The 18,273-nt window shown below is 71.9% G+C and carries 18 protein-coding genes and 1 pseudogene; 8 read left to right on the top strand and 11 right to left on the bottom strand.

Going from position 1 to position 18,273, the window contains the following annotated elements:
• Nucleotides 1-38 precede the first annotated feature (38 nt).
• Nucleotides 39-1,262 (bottom strand): radical SAM family heme chaperone HemW, encoded by a 1,224-nt coding sequence (gene hemW, locus ABIH81_RS15055; protein ID WP_349880848.1) that lies wholly within the window; start codon nucleotides 1,260-1,262, stop codon nucleotides 39-41.
• A gap of 19 nt (nucleotides 1,263-1,281) precedes the next feature.
• On the opposite strand from hemW, the gene ABIH81_RS15050 reads away from it, so the two are divergent.
• Complete coding sequence (locus ABIH81_RS15050; protein ID WP_349880847.1) at nucleotides 1,282-2,067, top strand: enoyl-CoA hydratase-related protein; 786 nt, start codon at nucleotides 1,282-1,284, stop codon at nucleotides 2,065-2,067.
• Between the two features lie 111 nt (nucleotides 2,068-2,178).
• Entirely contained in the window at nucleotides 2,179-3,039 is an 861-nt protein-coding gene (locus ABIH81_RS15045; RefSeq protein ID WP_349880846.1) for a hypothetical protein, read from the top strand.
• 22 nt (nucleotides 3,040-3,061) lie between these two features.
• Here ABIH81_RS15045 and ABIH81_RS15040 read toward each other — a convergent pair whose 3' ends face one another.
• The 7 genes from ABIH81_RS15040 to ABIH81_RS15010 all read right to left on the bottom strand — a co-directional run bounded on the left by ABIH81_RS15040 (nucleotide 3,062) and on the right by ABIH81_RS15010 (nucleotide 9,956).
• A complete protein-coding gene (locus ABIH81_RS15040) occupies nucleotides 3,062-3,895 on the bottom strand; it encodes a carbohydrate ABC transporter permease (RefSeq protein WP_349880845.1) in 834 nt (277 codons plus the stop codon).
• Entirely contained in the window at nucleotides 3,892-4,878 is a 987-nt protein-coding gene (locus ABIH81_RS15035) for a sugar ABC transporter permease (protein ID WP_349880844.1), read from the bottom strand. Before ABIH81_RS15035 ends, ABIH81_RS15040 begins: the two co-directional genes overlap by 4 nt.
• A complete protein-coding gene (locus tag ABIH81_RS15030; RefSeq protein WP_349880843.1) occupies nucleotides 4,875-6,164 on the bottom strand; it encodes a sugar ABC transporter substrate-binding protein in 1,290 nt (429 codons plus the stop codon). Before ABIH81_RS15030 ends, ABIH81_RS15035 begins: the two co-directional genes overlap by 4 nt.
• Nucleotides 6,165-6,387: 223 nt before the next feature.
• Nucleotides 6,388-6,672, bottom strand: coding sequence for a transglycosylase (locus tag ABIH81_RS15025; protein WP_030503112.1), 285 nt, complete (start codon nucleotides 6,670-6,672; stop codon nucleotides 6,388-6,390).
• A gap of 252 nt (nucleotides 6,673-6,924) precedes the next feature.
• On the bottom strand, nucleotides 6,925-7,212 hold the full coding sequence (locus ABIH81_RS15020; RefSeq protein ID WP_073831849.1) for a GlsB/YeaQ/YmgE family stress response membrane protein: 288 nt from the start codon (nucleotides 7,210-7,212) through the stop codon (nucleotides 6,925-6,927).
• A gap of 223 nt (nucleotides 7,213-7,435) precedes the next feature.
• Nucleotides 7,436-9,313, bottom strand: coding sequence for a translation elongation factor 4 (gene lepA / locus ABIH81_RS15015; RefSeq protein ID WP_349880842.1), 1,878 nt, complete (start codon nucleotides 9,311-9,313; stop codon nucleotides 7,436-7,438).
• Between the two features lie 106 nt (nucleotides 9,314-9,419).
• A complete protein-coding gene (locus ABIH81_RS15010) occupies nucleotides 9,420-9,956 on the bottom strand; it encodes a DUF4240 domain-containing protein (protein WP_349880841.1) in 537 nt (178 codons plus the stop codon).
• Between ABIH81_RS15010 and ABIH81_RS15005 the strand changes: the two genes are divergently transcribed.
• Entirely contained in the window at nucleotides 9,955-11,004 is a 1,050-nt protein-coding gene (locus ABIH81_RS15005; RefSeq protein ID WP_349880840.1) for a phosphotransferase, read from the top strand. The two genes, ABIH81_RS15010 and ABIH81_RS15005, sit on opposite strands and share 2 nt — an antisense overlap.
• A gap of 139 nt (nucleotides 11,005-11,143) precedes the next feature.
• Nucleotides 11,144-11,410, top strand: a complete 267-nt coding sequence (gene rpsT / locus ABIH81_RS15000; protein WP_349880839.1) for a 30S ribosomal protein S20 — start codon at nucleotides 11,144-11,146, stop codon at nucleotides 11,408-11,410.
• A 233-nt stretch (nucleotides 11,411-11,643) separates the two neighbouring features.
• Here the strand turns inward: rpsT and ABIH81_RS14995 are convergent, their stop codons facing one another.
• From ABIH81_RS14995 to ABIH81_RS14985, 3 genes and pseudogenes are all read right to left on the bottom strand, one after another.
• Nucleotides 11,644-12,141, bottom strand: a complete 498-nt coding sequence (locus ABIH81_RS14995) for a hypothetical protein (RefSeq protein ID WP_349880838.1) — start codon at nucleotides 12,139-12,141, stop codon at nucleotides 11,644-11,646.
• Complete coding sequence (gene holA, locus ABIH81_RS14990) at nucleotides 12,138-13,118, bottom strand: DNA polymerase III subunit delta (RefSeq protein ID WP_013287990.1); 981 nt, start codon at nucleotides 13,116-13,118, stop codon at nucleotides 12,138-12,140. The genes ABIH81_RS14995 and holA overlap by 4 nt, the downstream gene beginning before the upstream one ends.
• A gap of 120 nt (nucleotides 13,119-13,238) precedes the next feature.
• Nucleotides 13,239-14,828 (bottom strand): annotated as a pseudogene (locus ABIH81_RS14985) (ComEC/Rec2 family competence protein); the annotation flags it as partial.
• Nucleotides 14,829-14,923: 95 nt separating this feature from the next.
• Between ABIH81_RS14985 and ABIH81_RS14980 the strand changes: the two are divergent.
• The 4 genes from ABIH81_RS14980 to ABIH81_RS14965 are packed head-to-tail and all read left to right on the top strand — an operon-like array spanning nucleotide 14,924 to nucleotide 18,259.
• A complete protein-coding gene (locus ABIH81_RS14980) occupies nucleotides 14,924-15,496 on the top strand; it encodes a helix-turn-helix domain-containing protein (protein ID WP_349880837.1) in 573 nt (190 codons plus the stop codon).
• Complete coding sequence (locus tag ABIH81_RS14975) at nucleotides 15,493-15,678, top strand: hypothetical protein (RefSeq protein WP_349880836.1); 186 nt, start codon at nucleotides 15,493-15,495, stop codon at nucleotides 15,676-15,678. The genes ABIH81_RS14980 and ABIH81_RS14975 overlap by 4 nt, the downstream gene beginning before the upstream one ends.
• Complete coding sequence (locus ABIH81_RS14970; protein WP_349880835.1) at nucleotides 15,675-16,511, top strand: ABC transporter permease; 837 nt, start codon at nucleotides 15,675-15,677, stop codon at nucleotides 16,509-16,511. The genes ABIH81_RS14975 and ABIH81_RS14970 overlap by 4 nt, the downstream gene beginning before the upstream one ends.
• A complete protein-coding gene (locus ABIH81_RS14965) occupies nucleotides 16,508-18,259 on the top strand; it encodes a type IV secretory system conjugative DNA transfer family protein (protein ID WP_349880834.1) in 1,752 nt (583 codons plus the stop codon). Before ABIH81_RS14970 ends, ABIH81_RS14965 begins: the two co-directional genes overlap by 4 nt.
• The last annotated feature ends 14 nt before the right edge of the window (nucleotides 18,260-18,273 follow it).

The following is an 18,273-nucleotide window of genomic DNA, read 5'->3' as shown; positions in this document are numbered from 1 at the left end:
GCCTCCGGCCGGCCGAGGGGGCGGCCGGCCGGGCCCGGTCACGGCAGCAGGTCGCGTACCACCGCGTCGGCCAGCAGCCGGCCGCGCAGCGTCAGCACCACCAGCCCCCGCGCGTACGCCCCGGCGTCGAGCAGCCCGGCGTCCCGGGCCCGCTCGGCGCCCGCCCGGCCGGGCTCGTCCAGCACGTCCAGCGGCAGGCCGGAGGCGAGCCGCACCCGCAGCATCACGTCCTCCATGTGCTGCTCGTCCGCGGTGAGCTGTTCCCTGGCCAGCGCGGGCGAGGCGTCCTCGGCCAGCCGCTCCGCGTACGCGCTCGGGTGCTTGACGTTCCACCAGCGCACGCCGCCGACGTGGCTGTGCGCTCCCGGGCCCAGGCCCCACCAGTCGGCGCCGGTCCAGTAGAGCAGGTTGTGCCGGCACCGGGCCGCCGCCGAGCGGGCCCAGTTCGACACCTCGTACCAGGAGAATCCGGCCTCGCCGAGCGCGGCCTCCGCGGCGAGGTAGCGGTCCGCCGCCACGTCGTCGGAGGGGTACGGCAGCTCGCCCCGGCGCATCCGCGCGGCCAGCCGGGTGCCGTCCTCCACGATCAGGGCGTACGCGCTGACGTGATCCACGCCCGCGTCGACCACCTGGGCCAGCGAGGCGGCGAAGTCCTCGGCCGTCTCGCCCGGCGTGCCGTAGATCAGGTCCAGGTTCACGTGCTCGAACCCGGCGTCGCGCGCCTCCAGCGCGGCGGCGGTGGCCCGGCCCGCGCTGTGGCGCCGGTCGAGCACCGCCAGCACGCCGGGTGCGGCGGACTGCATGCCCAGCGAGATCCGGTTGTATCCGGCCGCCCGCAGCGTCTTGAGCGACTCCGGGCTGACCGACTCGGGGTTGGCCTCGGTGGTCACCTCGGCGTCGGCGGCCAGCCCCCAGACGCGGTCGATGCCGTCGAGGATCCGGGCCAGGTCGTCGGCGGGCAGCAGGGTGGGCGTGCCGCCGCCGACGAACACGGTGTCCACCCGGGGCGGCGGCGAGTCGCCCAGCACCCGGGCGGCCAGCGCCAGCTCGGCCAGCACGGAGTCGGCGTACGTCTCCCGGCTCGCCCCGCCGCCCAGCTCGGAAGCGGTGTACGTGTTGAAGTCGCAGTAACCGCACCGGCTGGCGCAGAACGGCACGTGGACGTACACGCCGAAGCCGCGCGCGCCGACGGCGCGAGTGGCGGTGGCGGGCAGCGATCCGTCGCGCGGGACGGGTTCGCCTTCTGGAAGGACGCCGGGCATGGCCACTAGTGTGCCCGGCATGACCTCTCCGGACGCTCTCGTGCGGGTCGCCACGGCCCGTGGGGTGACCACCCTCACCCTGGACAGCCCGCACAACCGCAACGCGCTCTCCACGCCCCTGATGACCGAGCTGCTGGCCGGGCTGGCCGACGCGGTCGCCGACGACGCGGTACGCGCGATCGTGCTCGACCACACCGGCCCGGTCTTCTGCTCCGGCGCCGACCTGAAGGAGACGGCCGCCGCGTACGCCACCGGGACGGTGCCCGCCGGGATGCTCGGCGACGTGCTCGTCGCGGTACGGGAGAGCCCGAAGCCGGTGGTGGCGAAGGTGGCCGGGCCGGCCCGGGCCGGTGGGCTGGGCCTGATCGCCGCCGCCGACCTGGCGGTCTGCGCGCAGGAGGCGACGTTCGCGTTCACCGAGGTGCGGATCGGGGTGATCCCGGCGGTGATCTCGGCGACCGTGCTGCCCCGGCTGAGCCAGCGGGCGGCCGCCGAGCTGTACCTGACCGGCGACACGTTCGACGGCCGCCGCGCCGCCGAGATCGGCCTGGTCACCGCCGCGGTGCCGGCCGACGAGCTGGACGCCGCCGTCGAGCGCTACTGCGCCTCGCTGGTCAAGGGCGCCCCGGGGGCGCTGGCCGGGGCGAAGGACCTGCTGCGCCGGCCCGCCGGCCCCGACCTGCGGGCCGAGATCGCCGAGTTGGCCGCACTGTCGACCGGGTACTTCCTCTCCGACGAGGGGCGCGAGGGCGTGATGGCGTTCCGGGAGAAGCGTCCCGCCGCCTGGGTGCCCGCCGGAGACTGAGGTACGCGGCGGGCCCCGCGTGAGCCACTCCGGCCGGCGCGGGCCCCGCCGGTCGGCCGGGAGCCGCCGTGGCGGGTGGGACGTACGCTTGTCGGACTGTCGGGACAGGGGGTGCGGGTGCGGACGCGAGCGGCGATCGTGGCATCTGGGGTGGCGGTGTGCGTACTGGCACTGCTCGCGGTCTACGTCGTGACCAAGCAGTTCGGCGGGCACCTGCGGCTACCGCTGGCCAGCCGGACCTGCACGGTGCAGGCGGACGGCGAGGTGGTGCTCGGCGCCGACCAGATGGCGAACGCGGCCACCATCGCGGCGATCGGGATGCAGCGCCGGATGCCCGAGCGGGCGGTGGTGGTGGCGCTGGCGACCGCGTACCAGGAGTCGCACCTGCGCAACATCGCCCACGGCGACCGCGACTCGCTCGGCCTGTTCCAGCAGCGCCCGAGCCAGGGCTGGGGCACCCCGGAGGAGATCCAGGACCCGCGGTACGCGGCGAACAAGTTCTACGCCGCGCTGAAGAAGGTCAAGGGCTGGGAGCGGATGCGGATCACCGACGCCGCCCAGCGGGTGCAGCGGTCGGCGTTCCCCGAGGCGTACCAGAAGTGGGCGGACGAGTCGGAGGTCCTCACCCGCGCGTTGCTCGGCCACGCCACAGGCGCGGTGGCCTGCACCGTCGGTTCGCCGCCGACGATGCGCGGCCCGGCCGCCGCCAGTGCCGTGCTGGAGAGCCTGTCGCTGGACTGGGGGCTGCCCCGGCTGGCCACGGCGACGGACCTGACCGCGCTCACCGTGCCGGCCGGCGACGACCGCAACGGCTGGCGGTACGCGCACTGGCTCGTCTCGCATGCCGACGACCACGGCGTGAAGAAGGTCCGCTTCGGCAACCTGGAGTGGACCGCCGAGCAGGGCTCCTGGGCCCGGGTGAAGGGCGATCCGGCCACCGAGGTGCGCGCCGAGGTGTTCGCCGCGGCCTGACCGGCGCCGGATCGCCCCGAAGTCAGCCCTTCACCGCTCCCGCCACCAGGCCGGAGACCATCCGGCGCTGCACCAGCAGGAAGAAGACGATCACCGGCAGGGTGAACAGCGTGGACGCGGCCATCACCGAGCCCCAGGCGGTGTCGTCCCGGCCGAAGAAGAACGTCATCGCGACCGGCAGCGTGTACTTCTGCTGGTCGTTGATGAAGGTCAGCGCGAAGATCAGCTCGTTCCACGCGGTGATGAACGAGAAGATGCTGGTGGCGACCAGGCCGGGCGCGACGAGCGGGAACAGCACCTTGCGGAACGTCTGGGCCCGGCTGGCGCCGTCGATGGCGGCGGCCTCCTCCAGTTCCTTGGGCACCGCGGCCACGAAGCCGCGCAGCATCCAGACCGCGAACGGCAGCGAGAAGCCGAGGTACGTGAGGATCAGGCTGGGCAGCGTGTTGTAGAGGCCGAGCCGCTGGATCATCAGGAACAGCGGGATGACCAGCGCCTCCAGCGGGATCATCTGCACCACCAGCAGCATGATCAGGAACGTGGTGCGCAGCTTGAACCGGAACCGGGCCACGGCGGTCGCGGCGAGCAGCGCGACCAGCCCGCTCAGCAGCACGGTCGCCAGCGCGACGAGCGCGCTGTTGAGAAAGAAGTCGCCGAACGTGACGCCCGGGATCAGGTTGCCGGTGAGGATCTCCCGGTAGTGCTCCAGCGTCGGCTCCGCCGGCACCGGCCGGGGGGTGGACGAGAAGATCTCCCGGTTGGGCTTCAGCGAGGTCGCCACCATCCAGTAGACCGGGAACGCGGCGAAGAGCGCGACCAGCAGGCCCGCGCCGTTGAGGGCGATCTTCTTCATCATTCGTCCTCCTGCCGCAGCACCATGCGGACGTACAGGGCGGTCACCACGAGCAGGATCACGGTGAGGATGACCGCGATGGCCGAGCCGAGGCCGTACTTGGGCGGTGGCGAGAACGCCTCCGCGTACGAGTAGATCGACAGCATGAACGTCGACCGGTCCTGGGTGCCGCCGGCCAGCACGAACTGCTGGGTGAAGACCTTGAAGTCCCAGATCGTGGAGAGCACCACGAGGATGCCGAAGACCGGCCGCAGGACCGGGAACGTGACCGACCAGAAGACCTTCCACGGCCCGGCGCCGTCGACCCGGGCCGCCTCCTGCAACTCCGTCGGCACGCTCTTGAGCCCGGCCAGCACGCTCACCGCGATGAACGGGAACGAGTGCCAGACCACCACGAGCGTCAGGATGGCGAAGAACAGCAGCGGGTCGTTGAACCAGCCGTACCCGGTCCAGTCGCTGCGCCCGAACAGGGCCGTGGAGAGCCCGTCCGGGAGCTTGTTGAACAGCCAGGTGACCAGGCCGCTGGTGTCGTCGAAGATCCACTTCCAGACGATCGTGCCGGTCAGCGCCGGGGTGGCCCAGGCGAGCATCACGCAGCTCGCCACGAAGGTGGCCATCTTCTTGCCCAGGCGGTTGAGCAGCAGCCCGACCAGGGTGCCGAGGATCATCGTGAGCGCCACGTTGGCGACCGCGAACAGCACGGTGTTGCGCAGCACCGTACGGAAGAACGGGTCGCCGAGGATCTGCGCGTAGTTGGCCAGGCCGACCCACGGCCACTCGCGGTCGCCGCGCAACTGCCGGACGCTGTCCAGCTTGTGGAAGGACATCCACACGACCTGGCCCAGCGGCCAGAGCAGCAGCACGGCGATGATCGCCAGGCAGGGCAGGAGGAGCAGGTACGGAAGGTGGTCCACCCGGCGGCGCCGCCGCCGCGCGGGGGTCTCCCGCGCGGCGGCCTCGCCGGTGGCCTCGGTCAGCGTGGTCACTTGGCGTTGAGGATGCTTTCCATTTCGGTGGCCGCGTCGGCGGTTGCCTTCTCGACCGTCTTCTGGCCCTTGATGACCGAGCTGTTCATCGCCTGGGTCACCGTCTTGGTGCGGCTGACCTCGACCCACTTCGGGGTCAGCGGGGTCAGCTTGGTGTTCTGGATGGCGGTGGCGAACGCGGCCATCACCTTGTCGTTCGCGTAGTCGCCGCTGCTGACCAGGTCCTGGTAGACCGGGAAGAAGCCGAGGCTGCTGGCGAACTCCTTGTCCTTCTGCTTGCTCAGCAGCACGGTCATGTAGTCCCAGGCCAGCGCCTGCCGCTCGCTGTCCTTCCAGATGGCGATGTCCGAGCCGCCGGCGAACGCCGGGGCCGGCTTGCCGTCCGGGCCGGGGATCGGGAACGTGCCCCACACCTTCTCGATGTCGGGGTTGTCCTTCTTCATCGCGCCGCCCTGCCAGCTACCGGCGAACGCCATGGCGGCCTTGCCGGTGGCGAACTGGGTGCGGGCGTCGACCTCGTTCCACCCGGCGGCGGCCGGCGGGGCCACCTTGTGCACGGTCACCAGGTCGGTCCAGAACTTGACCGCCTTCTGCGCCTCGGGGGTGTTGTAGCCGGACTTCCAGCTGTCGCCCTCCTTGGTGGCGATCTCCGCGCCGGCACCCCAGAGGAAGGAGTAGAACGGCAGCTCGGAGTTGCCGGGCAGGGCGATGCCGTAGGTGCCGGGCTTCTTGGCCTGCACGGCCTTCGCCGCGGCGACCATCTCGTCCCAGTTCGTCGGCGGCTTCACGCCCGCCTCGGCGAACCAGTCGGTGCGGTAGTAGACGGCGCGCACGCCGGCGTACCACGGCACGCCGTACTGCTTGCCGTCGAGCTGGGCGTTGCGGACCAGGTCGGGCAGGATGTCCTTGCCCTCGGACCAGCCGTTGAACTTGTCCGAGACGTCGGCCAGGGCCTCCTGCGCGGCCCAGCCCTGGGTCTCGGTGTTGCCCAGCTCGGTGACGTCCGGGCCCTCACCACCTGCGAGCGCGGCCTGGAACTTCTTCGGCGCCTCGAGCCAGGGGATGTACTGCACCACGACGTCGGTCTCGGGGTGCTTCTTCTTGAACTCCGCCTCGACGCTGTCGAGGAACGTGGTCTGGGCGTCGCCGCCCTCACCCATCATCCACACCGTGAGCTTGCTGTTGTCGGCGGCCTTGTCGTCGCCGGAGCCACCGCACGCGGTCAGCACCAACGCGGCCGACGCCACGATGGCGGTGACCGGAGCCAGCCGCTTCCACCTGTTCACGCCATATCTCCCTCAGGGCCGTTTGGCACTAACCTTCTCCGCCGCACCTTAGTAGGAAAATTTCCTTTACAACAGGGGGTGTTCGTGACGGAGGGCACAGGCGACCGTATCGCAGCCGGAGGCCCGGCCGACATCGATGCCGTCCGGGCAGTTCAGGGCCCACGTACGCCGACGGGCGCCCGGCCGGTGAGGCCGGGCGCCCGTCGAGGCGGGTGGTGCGGGGTCAGTAGCGCGAGACGCCGCGGCGACGGCCGACACCGGCTACCAGAGCCACGCCGATCGCGGCGAAGAGCACCTGCAGCATCAGCTCGCGCCAGTCGATACCGGCGGTCTCGGCGAAGCCGGAGGCCCGGGCCACGATCGTGCCCAGAAGCGCGGCGCCGACGCCGATCAGCATGTGCAGCCACATCGGCATGTTCTGCCGGCCCGGCACGACCAGCCGGCCCAGCGCGCCGACGATCAGACCAACGACCAGCGCCGTGATGATGCCCCAAACGGTGAGCTCCATGGTCGCCCTCCTCCTTAAGATCCGGTCACACGTTTTTGTGTGGTTACTGTCGTGATCGCTAAGTTCCCGACCGCCCGGAAATCCAAACCGACCCCGATGACGAATTGTTCAGGCGTACCCTGAACTGCTGTTTCTCCCCGAAACCCGGCGCGGCGGGCCGACCGGGCGCACCGGCAGGGGTCAATGCGCCGAAACGCCGACGGGCGCCCGGCCGATACGGCCGGACGCCCGTCGAGGCGCGTGGTGCGTCGATCAGTAACGCGAGACGCTGCGGCGGCGGCCGACGCCGGCCACCAGGGCCACACCGATGGCGGCGAGCACGACCTGCACGGCCAGCTCGGCCCAGTCGATGCCGGCGGTCTGCGTGGCGATGCCGAGCGCCCGGGCCAGGACGGTGCCCAGCAGCGCCGCGCCGACACCGATCACCATGTGCAGCCACATCGGCATGTTCTGCCGGCCCGGCACGACCAGCCGGCCCAGCGCGCCGACGATCAGGCCCACGACGAGCGCGGTGACGATGCCCCAGACGGTGAACTCCACGGTCGGTCCTCCTAAAGCGATTTCGCACGTTCTGTGCGGTTGCTGTCGTGCCCGCTAAGTGCCCGACGCATCGAAAACCGAAACCGGCGGCATCGACCGCCGCTCCCCCGTCCGGGACGAACCCACAGGTCGGAGCGCTGCCGGAGGCTGAAAATTTCCTGGGTACGCGAACCGGCCGGCGCCCTGAAGACGAGGACGCCGGCCGGTTCGTACAGCCTGACTGTTACTTCTTGCCGGCGGGCTTGCCGTCGCCGGAGTCGGACGACAGCGCCGCGATGAACGCCTCCTGGGGGACCTCCACCCGGCCCACCATCTTCATCCGCTTCTTGCCCTCCTTCTGCTTCTCCAGCAGCTTGCGCTTACGGCTGATGTCACCGCCGTAGCACTTGGCGAGCACGTCCTTGCGGATCGCGCGGATGGTCTCCCGGGCGATCACCCGGCTGCCGATGGCCGCCTGGATCGGCACCTCGAACTGCTGGCGCGGGATCAGCGAGCGCAGCTTCGCCGCGATCGTCGTCCCGTACGTGTACGCCTTGTCCTTGTGCACGATCGCGCTGAACGCGTCGACCGGCTCGCCGTGCAGCAGGATGTCGACCTTCACCAGGTCGGACGCCTGCTCGCCGGAGGGCTCGTAGTCGAGCGAGGCGTAACCCTTGGTGCGGCTCTTGAGCTGGTCGAAGAAGTCGAAAATGATCTCGGCCAGCGGCAGCGTGTAACGCAGCTCCACCCGGTCGGCGGAGAGGTAGTCCATGCCGAGCAGGCTGCCCCGGCGGCCCTGGCACAGCTCCATCACCGCGCCGACGTAGTCGTTCGGGGTCAGCACCGTGGCCCGCACGGTCGGCTCGTACACCTCGGCGATCTTGCCGGTCGGGTACTCGCTCGGGTTGGTGACCACGATCTCCTCGCCGTCCTCCTGGATCGCCCGGTAGACCACGTTCGGGGCGGTGGAGATCAGGTCGAGGTTGAACTCCCGCTCCAGCCGCTCCCGGATGATCTCCAGGTGCAGCAGGCCGAGGAAGCCGCAGCGGAAGCCGAAGCCCAGCGCGCCGGAGGTCTCCGGCTCGTAGACCAGCGCCGCGTCGTTGAGCTTGAGCTTGTCCAGCGCCTCGCGCAGGTTCGGGTAGTCCGAGCCGTCGATCGGGTAGAGACCCGAGTAGACCATCGGCTTCGGATCCTTGTAGCCGCCGAGCGCCTCCTTGGCCGGGTTGTTGTTGATGGTGACGGTGTCACCCACCCGGGACTGGCGCACGTCCTTCACGCCGGTGATCAGGTAACCCACCTCGCCGACGCCGAGCGCGTCGGCCTTCACCATCTCCGGCGAGATGACGCCGATCTCCAGCAGCTCGTGGACCGCGCCGGTGGACATCATCTTGATCCGGTCCCGGGCCGAGATCCGGCCGTCGATCACCCGGACGTACGTGACCACGCCCCGGTAGACGTCGTACACCGAGTCGAAGATCATCGCGCGGGCCGGAGCCTCGGCGTCGCCGACCGGCGGCACGAACTGCCGGACGATCTCGTCCAGGAGGTAGGGCACGCCCTCGCCGGTCTTGCCGGAGACCCTGATGCAGTCCGCCGGGTCGCCGCCGATCAGGTGGGCCAGCTCCTCGGCGTACTTCTCCGGCTGGGCGGCCGGCAGGTCGATCTTGTTGAGCACCGGGATGATGTGCAGGTCGTTCTCGAGCGCCAGGTAGAGGTTGGCGAGCGTCTGCGCCTCGATGCCCTGCGCGGCGTCGACGAGCAGGATCGCGCCCTCGCAGGCGGCGAGCGAACGGGACACCTCGTAGGTGAAGTCCACGTGACCCGGAGTGTCGATCATGTTGAGCACTGCGGTCTCGCCGGCCCGGTCGCCCTCGCGGATCGTCCACGGCATCCGCACGGCCTGGCTCTTGATGGTGATGCCGCGCTCGCGCTCGATGTCCATCCGGTCCAGGTACTGCGCGCGCATCTGCCGCGGGTCGACCACACCGGTGAGCTGCAACATGCGGTCGGCCAGGGTCGACTTCCCGTGGTCGATGTGGGCGATGATGCAGAAGTTCCGGATGCGCGCCGGGTCGGTGGCACCAGGAGCGTTCGCGCCGGGATCGAGCGTCGGTGGCACAGCGGTCCGTTCTGGTCGGCTGACGTGAGCGGGCCGGCGCGCCGCCGGCCCCCTCTATGGTCCCACGTCGCCCGGGGCGCGCCCGGGCTCCCCCTTCACTCCACGGCTATTCCATGGGTGGCTCGACGAACAGCGCGGCCAGCCTCGGCAGCCGGCGGCGGGCCTCCTCCTCGTCGTCGAAGTCCCAGAAGTCGTTCAGGTCGGGCACCGGGACCGGGTCACGCTCGGCCGGCAGGTCGGACGCGGTCGCCTTCCGGTACGCGTCCCACGGCACCGCCAGCATCTGCTCGCACTCGAACTCCTCGCCGCTGAGCGCCGCGGCCCGGACCTGCGGCAGCTCGGCCAGCGCGTCCGGATCACCGACCGCCCGCGCGAACACCGCCCGCCCCTGGGTCATCAGCCAGCCCCGGAAGTACTCGAAGCCGTCGTCCGAGGCACCCCCGTTGATCAGATACGCCGCGCCCCAGAGGTCGACCCGGTAGGAGGCGGCGAGCACCCGCCGCTGGTGGTGGGCGTATCCGACGATCTCCTCCGGGTCACGCTCGGCCAGCAGCGCGACCGCCCGGGCGGCGACCGCGTCGGGCTCTCCCCCCGCCCCGCTCCGGGCGTCGTCGATCAGCTGCCAGAACTCGTCGGTCCTCATGACGGGCAGTCTGGCAGAGCCCACCGACGCGCCGGTTCGCCGCGCGCCGCCGGTGCGGCAGCATGGTGGCGTGCGCGCGATCTCCCTACCGCCGGTTCCGTACGGGTCGACAGCCGTCCGGCCCGGCTGGGCCGACCTGCCGGCCGGGCTGCGGGACGCGCTGGCCGCCCGGATCGGCGGTCCACCGGCGGCGGTACGGGTGGCGGGTGGCGGATTCACCGGCGGCTTCGCCGCCGTACTGACCGGCCCCACCGGGGAGCGCGCGTTCGTCAAGGCGGCGGCGCTGCACGGGCAACGGCACCTGGTCGACTGGTACGCCCACGAGGCTGCCATCCTGGCCCGGCTCCCGGCCGGGCTGCCGGTGCCCCGGCCGCGCTGGGCGCTCACCGAGTCCGGCTGGTACGCGCTCGCGCTCGACGCGATCGACGGGCACACCCCCCGGCTGCCCTGGGCGCCGGCCGAGCTGGACGCCGCCCTCGCCACGTACGCCGAAGTCGCCGCCGCGCTCGCCGGCCCGCCCGCGGAGCTGGCCACGCTCCGGCTGCCACGCCTCGCGGACCTGGCCCGCGACGACATCCTCTGGTGGGGCGAGGTGGCCGCCGGGCGTGAGCCGCTGCCCGAGCCGGCGGCCGGCGCGCCGCTGGCCGAGCTGGTCGCGCTGGAGTCACGCCTGCCCGGGTACGCCGACGCGGTCCCCGGGCTGACCCACGGCGACCTGCGGGTGGACAACCTCCTGATCGACTCCGACGGGCGGGCCTGGCTGTGCGACTGGCCCTGGCTCTGCCACGGGCCGGCCTGGTTCGACCTGGCCGGGCTGCTGCTCACCGCGTACGCCAGCGGCCTGGACGCCGACGCCGCGTTCGCCGCCCACCCGGCGGCGGCCGGGGCGCCCGGGGACGCGCTGGACGTGACGCTCGCCGCGCTGGCCGGGTACTTCCTGACCGGCGCCGCCTCCGGGCCGTCGAACGCCTCCCCGCACCTGCGCGCCCACCAGCGCTGGAGCGGGGAGCAGGCGCTCGGCTGGCTGGCCGAGCGCCAGGGCTGGTGACCCGGCCCGCCGCGGGCCGGGTGGAGGCGTTTTGGCTCGTCCGGGGCCGACCTGGTAGCCTGGCTTTTCGCGCGGCGATGACGCATGCTCGTCGTGCGCGAAAGCAGACCAACCCGAGCTATCAAGACGAGGCTGTCGCGTGGCGAACATCAAGTCCCAGATCAAGCGCAACCGGCAGAACGAGAAGCGCCGGCTGCGTAACAAGTCGGTCAAGTCGTCGCTGAAGACCGCCATCCGGAAGTTCCACGAGGCTGCCGAGGCGGGCGACACCGAGAAGGCCAGCGTGCTCATGCGTGAGGCCACCCGCAAGCTGGACAAGGCTGCCAGCAAGGGTGTCATTCACGCCAACCAGGCGGCCAACCGGAAGTCGGCGATCGCCAAGCGCGTCGCCTCGTTCTCTGCCTGACCAGCGCTACAGATTCCACCGGAAGCCCCGGGGCCACGAGCCCACGGGGCTTCCGCCTGTCCGCACTCCGCCGCAGCGGCTCGCTGAGGCACGCTTGAAGATCTTGGAAGATTTCGCCCCTCATGGGGGCCATTTCCTACCAAGATCTGCAACGTGATCGCGGCCGGCGGCGTCTTCAGCGGTCGGTCCGGCGGGAGAGCGCGGGGCGTCGGTAGGGCGCAGCGCGGAGGCTGCTACTGCTCGTTCGGGTGGTCGAACGTCGCGCGTTGCGGATGGTGGTAGCGGACGCCCCGGGAGTCGGTGGTCGCGCCGCCCGGCCACGCGCGGACGCTCGGCGGCGCCGCACCGCGCGGCAGCGAACCGATGCTCGCCGCGCCGTGCGGGAGCGCGCGGGCGCTGGTGGGCACCCGGGCCCGCCCGATCACCGGCTCCATCTGCCGGCGGAAGCGGTCCCGCTCCTGCTCGGGCACCTGCGCCGCGGTGCGGACGACCATCTCGGCCACCACGTCGTTGAGCTTGACCATCGCCGCCACCGCGATCGGCAGCACCAGCACCGCCCACCAGCTCACCAGTTCGGCGAGCGCGAGCAGCACGGCCAGCGCCACCGCGCCCTCGAAGAAGAGGAAGCAGAGCACCCCGCCCGGGTTGACGAAGCGCAGTCCCAGCACCCGGGCGTAGAGCGGGCGGTACCGCTCCTCGTCCGTAGCCACCGTCGACCACGCTCGGGTCACCGGGCGCCGCCCTGCCGGGCCGCCGCCACCGAGAACACGGCCCGCTCCAGCGCGTACGCCCGGTCGTCGGCACCGCCCTTGACCGCCGCGTTGCACTCGGCGGCCACCCGCATCGCCTCGACCAGGCCCTCCGGCGTCCACCCCCGGGCGCGTACCTGGGCCTTCTCGATCTTCCAGGCCGGCATCCCGAGCGTCTTGGCCAGCTGGAACGCGCTGCCCCGGCCGGCGGCGGCGACCCGGGCCACCGTCCGTACGCCGTCGGCCAGCGCGTCGGCGATCGGCACCGGGTCGACGCCGACGTGCAGCGCCCACCGCAGCGCCTCCAGCGCGCCGGGGACGTCACCGACCATCGTCGCGTCGGCGACGGTGAAGCCGGTCACCTCGGCCCGTCCCCGGTAGTACCGGGCGACCGTGTCCGCGCCGATTCGCCCGTCGGTGTCGGCGACCAGCTGCGAGCAGGCGGCGGCCAGCTCACGCATGTCGTTCCCGACGGCGGCGACCAGGGCGTCGGCCGCGTCCGGCGTGCACTTGCCGCCGATGCGGCGGATCTCGTCCCGCACGAAGGCGGCCCGCTCGCGGTCGCCCTTGAGCTTCACCGCCGGCACCACGGTGGCGCCCGCCGCCCGCAGGCCGTCGGCGAACGCCTTGCCCTTGGCCCCGCCCAGGTGCAGCACCACGAGCTGCACGTCCGGGTCGGGATTCTTCGCGTACGCCAGCAGCGCGGTGGACAGGTCCTTGCGGGCGTCCTGACCGGAGCGGAGCACGAGCACCCGGCGACCGCCGAACAGCGAGGGGCTGAGCATCTCGGCGATCTCGCCGACGGTGAGCGTGCCGGCCTGGTATTCCCGCACGTCCACGTCGGGGTCGACCTCGCGGGCCCGGGCGACGGCTTCGGTGACCGCTCGCGTGGCGAGCAGCTCCTCGTCGCCGAGGACGAGCACAATGGGAGGCAGGTCGGCGGGGGTCACGTCGCCCATACTCGCACGCCCTCCGACCCGGCCGGGCCTGCTCATCGGGGACTGTGACGGCGCAGCCCGCACACAGCGCAAATCCAGACATTTGCCTTGATCCCTCATCTACCGCGACAAGATCCCCCGTTATCGAGGTGGCCCCGACTCGGCGCCACGTTTCACCACCGCGAGACCGCCGCCCACCCGGACCGCCGCGACGTCCCCGTCGGTGTCGGTACGCAGCACCCGCGCGCCGCCCCGGGTCAGCCGGTCCAGCAGCCCGGCGTCGGGGTGCCCGTAGTCGTTGTCGACGCCAACGCACACCAGCGCCACCGCCGGGCGCACCGCCGCCAGGAACTCCGGCGCCTGGTACGCCGACCCGTGGTGGGCCACCTTCAGCACGTCGGCCCGGATCTCGGCGGCCGGCGTCGTCTCCAGCATCGCCCGCTGTTCCTCCGTCTCGGCGTCCCCGGTGAGCAGGATCCGTACCCCGCCCACAGTGGCGGCCAGCACCAGCGAGTTGTTGTTCGGGTCGGACCGGCTGCCCCGCAGCGGGTACAGCGGCCCGACCGCGACCAGGTCCACCGCGCCCGCCCGCCACCGCCACCCCGCCTGCGCCGGGGCCAGCGGCGCACCGGCCCGGCGGGCCGCCTCGCGTACCTGGGCGACGCCGAAGGGCGGCTCGGACCAGGACGGGCCCACCACCGCACCCACCCGCCGGCCCCGGAACACCCCGGCCACGCCCCCGACGTGGTCGACGTGGAAGTGGCTGACCACCAGCAGCGGCACCTCGCGTACGCGAAGACGGCGCAGGCAGGCGTCCACGCCTGACGGTTCCGGGCCGGCGTCGACCACAACGGCCCGGCCGGCGGCGACCGGCAGCACCACCGCGTCCCCCTGCCCCACCGCGCACGCCACCACCACCCAGCCGCGCGGCGGCCAGCCGGAGGCGAGCAGCCGGACCGGCACCGCGCCCAGCACCACCGCCACCGCGACGACAGCGATCAGCCGTCGCGCCCGGCGTCGGCGGGCGGCGAGCAGCAGCGCCACGCTCACCGCAGCCAGCAGCAGGGCCCCTGCCACCCCGCCCGCCCACGGCAGGTTCCCGGCCGGCAGGTCCGCCCCGTACGCGGCCACCGCCACCAGCCAGCGCGCCGGCCAACTCGCCAGCCAGGCCAGGAACTCGGCGCCGCCCGGCCACACCGGCGACAGCACCGCCGCCAGCACGCCGAGCACGGTGGCCGGAGCGACGGCCGGCACCGCCAGCAGGTTCGCCGGCACCGCCACCAGGCTCACCGTCGCGGACAACCCGGCGATCACCGGACCGCAGGCGAGTTGCGCTGCGGCCGGCACCGCGAGCGCCTCGGCCAGCCCGGCCGGTACGCCCCGGTGCCGCAGCGCGTCCCGCCATCCCGGCGCGAGCAACAGCAGTCCCCCGGTGGCGCAGACCGACAACGCGAAACCCGGGTCGCCCGCGAGGTCCGGGTCGAGCAGCACCAGCACGGTGACAGCGGTGGCGAGCGCGGGTAGCGCCGACCGGGACCGCCCGGCGGCGAGCGCGGCGAGCCCGATCGCGCCCATCGCCGCGGCACGCACCACGCTCGGCGAAGGCCGCACCAGGATGACGAACCCGACGAGCGCGAGTACGCAGAGTGTGGCGGCGGTACGCGGGCCGGCGCGCGCCCAGCGGGCCAGCAGCAGCACCGCCCCGACGACGATCGCCACGTTGGAGCCAGTGAACGCGAGATAGGGAGGTGAGTAGAGAACGAGCCCGGCAGGTGCGCCAACACCTGTGATCCGGGCTCTTGACGGACACAGGAGGTCCGCCCGCCGTGAGTGTAGCTGTCAAGGCCGCCATGCTGGCCACTAAGGATCTGGGCAAGAACGAGCGTGCCGTAGCTATCGCCATCGCCGCTCACGCCAACAACGAGGGCAACGCCTGGCCCTCCGTCGCCACTATCGCCGAGTACGCCGGCTGCTCCGAGCGGACCGTACAGCGGGCGCTGGCCAAGCTGGTGCAGCTCGGTCGCCTGGTCGTGTCCAAGGTGACCGGCATCGCCACACGCGTCTACCGCCTAGTGACCGGCCAGGGGGTGACGGATTCCGCGTCGGGGGTGTCAGATCAGCCGGCCGGGGTGACAGATCAGGCCACGGGGGGTGACAGCCAGAGTGTCACCCGAAGTTCTGAAGACCAATCGAAGGAGAAGACGCGCGCAAGCGCGCGTGACTGGCGTCGATTCCTTCCGAAGAACAAGCAGACCCCCGCTCCGGCTTACGCCGAGCGGCGAGGCGCTGCCCTCCCGATGACCGCCGGAGGCGACCGGTGCCACAAGGCGGGGCACGTTGGCCAGCCTGCTGGCCGGTGCATCCCCTGCCGCAGCGAGGCGCTGGCGGGTGCCCGATGAACAGCACTGCCGCCTACACGCTCGCCCTGGTCCTCATCGGCGGACCGCTCGCGATGCTCGCGCCGTTCGTCATCGCCCGCCGCCTGGTCGACCAGCACGGCGACCAGGTCGCCGACGACATCGCCCGCCTCTCCGACGTTCCGACTGTCCCCACCACCCGCCGGGAGCTGAGCCACCGATGAGCACCGACACGATCACCAGTGCCTACCCGCGTGCCGTCGCTGACCTTCTGCCCAACGTCCGGGACCTAGCCGACAGGCTCGGCGAGATCCCCTCGCGCAACCAGATCATGCGCGAGTTCAGGGTGGGTGCGCCCAAGGCTCAAGCCGTCCGCCTGGCCCTAGTCGCCGAGCCAATCACCGCGCCCGACGACACCGTGGCGGTGCCGATGTCGGACCCGTGGGAGTACGCCGAGCCCGCGACGGAGCCGACTCAGGTTCCCCCGGTGGCGCTAGCTGAGCCCACCCCGGTTCCGCTGATCTTGCCCGCTGCGAAGGTTGCCGAGCCGTCTACCGAGGTCAGCCCGGACGGACACCCGCCGGTCTCTCCGGAGCCCGCCTCGGTCAAGGCTGAGGCCGCGCCGACCAGCCGGCTGTCCATCTGGCCCGTGATGCTGATCGCGCTGCCTGCGTTCGTGGCTATCTGGTCCGGGTGGGTTGGGCTCGGCGGACTCACCGGGTTCGGAGTGGTCCACCCCCTGCCCGGGATCGCCGACGGGTTCAGCATCAACACCGCGATCACCCTGCCAATCGGTGTCGAGGTCTACGCCGCGTACGCCCTGCGAGCCTGGCTGTCGGGCCTGGTCCCGCCCCGGGCTCGCCGGTTCGCCAAGTGGTCCGCCATCGGGTCTCTCCTGGTGGGCGCGCTCGGCCAGGTGGCGTATCACCTCCTGGTCGCCGCCGGCATCACGGCTGCCCCCTGGTGGATCACCACCCTGGTTGCCTGCCTACCCGTCGCCGTGCTCGGCATGGCGGCTGCCCTCGCCCACCTCTCGCACGAGGAGGACGAGGAGTGACCGAGCTTGAGCGAGCGATCCGCCAGCTGCGACGCAAGCACACCGTGCCCCGGCTGGTCTACCGGTACCTGTCCGGTCGGCCGCTCGACGGTCGGGAGGGCTACCCGTACCGGCAGCGAGGGAAGGGCAGGCTCGCTGGCTGGCAGCGCCAGGCGTACCGGCTCGGGGTTCCGGTCGCAGCCGTCATGGCTGCGGCCTACCCCGGCCAGACCGGCAGCATGCTCGGCACTGCCGTTGCCATGACCGGATGGCGCGTGCGTCGCCGGTTCACCATGCGTCGGTTCAACCGCGAGTACATCGCCCCGACCCTGGCTGCCCTCGCTCCGGCGATGGGCTTGCAGACCGGCGTGCGGCTGCACGTCGACCCGACGTTGGGCAACCTCACGCCCCGGCTGGCCAAGCCGCTGTCGCCGGCCGAGGAAGCCGCACGGGCCTGGTACGGCGAGCACGTCGAGCCGATCATCCGGTGGCTTCCCGAGCGTGCTCAGCGGGCGGCATGGGCGCTCCAGCGCAAGGCGCAGCCAGTCACGTCCAAGCTGGCGGTGTTCCGCCGGCCGGTCAACGGCGACCAATGCCCGCGTATCGAGCTCGTCGCTGAGACGCCGTACCTGACCAAGGAACAGCGGCAGTTGGTCTCCTCCATCATCGGCAGCAAGATCCCGGTCTCTGACCTGGTCGAGTCCTGGCACCAGGTCGGTCCGCGGGTAACGGCCACCTGGACCGTGCGTAAGCGTCCGCCGGCTCGGGTCGGCGTCGACCAGGTCACCGAGCACCTGCCCCGGCTGGCCGAGTGGGAGTTCTACATCGGGCAGGGTGCCGGCGACCGGCCCGTGACCCTGTCCCTGCGCGACGACTCCCCGCACATCGCAGTCAGCGCCGGCACGGGTGCCGGCAAGAGCGTGCTCGCCGAGCTGGTCGCCGTGCAGGTGCTCAACCGAGGCGGGCGCGTGGTCATCCTCGACCGCAAGGGCTCGCACCGCTGGGCCCTCGGCCTGGCCGGGGTCGACTACTGCACCAAGCCAGCGCAGATGCATGACGCCCTGGTGCGCCTGGCCACGCTCGCCGACGAGCGGAACACCCTGGCCATGCACGAGGCCGAAGACTGGGACCCCGGTCCCCGCGTGCTAGTCATCTGCGAGGAGCTGAACGCCACCATCGGGCAGCTCGCCAACTTCTGGGCCGAGGCACGCGGCAAGGGAGACCCCAAGCGCTCCCCCGCCGTGTCGGCTCTGGCCGACCTGCTCTTCATGGGCCGCAGCGCCAAGGTCAACGTACTGGCCATCGCCCAGATGCTCACCGCTCGGGCGATCGGCGGACCCGAGGCGCGGGAGAACTTCGGCATCCGCTGCCTCGCCCGGTACACGGCTAATAACTGGAAGATGCTGGTCCCCGAGGCGGCCATGCCGCGCGCCTCGCGCACGCTCGGCCGTTGGCAGATCGTCATCGGCGGACAGGCAACCGAGACGCAGGTTGCCTATCTGTCCGCGAGCGAGGCTCGGCAGCTTGCATGTCCCCGGTCCCCGGAGACATCGCAGGTCAACGGCCTATCAAGCCCTGCCAAGGACTTCTTGACGCTGCGGGAGGCGATCGAGGCCGGGGTGGTGCCCTGGAAGCTCGACGCCGCTAAGAAGCGCCTACAGCGCAAGGTGGGCAACGTGCCCACGCCGAGGGGAAAGAGCGGTAATGCAGACCTGTACGCGAGAGCAGATCTTGCACGTTGGGCGGGGACGGGACCGAAGCGGGGCTAAGGGACGATCACGAC

The organism is Micromonospora sp. HUAS YX12 (genome assembly GCF_040215685.1).
In the GTDB taxonomy this organism is placed as follows: domain Bacteria; phylum Actinomycetota; class Actinomycetes; order Mycobacteriales; family Micromonosporaceae; genus Micromonospora; species Micromonospora tulbaghiae.
This window is presented reverse-complemented; position numbering and strand designations above follow the sequence as displayed.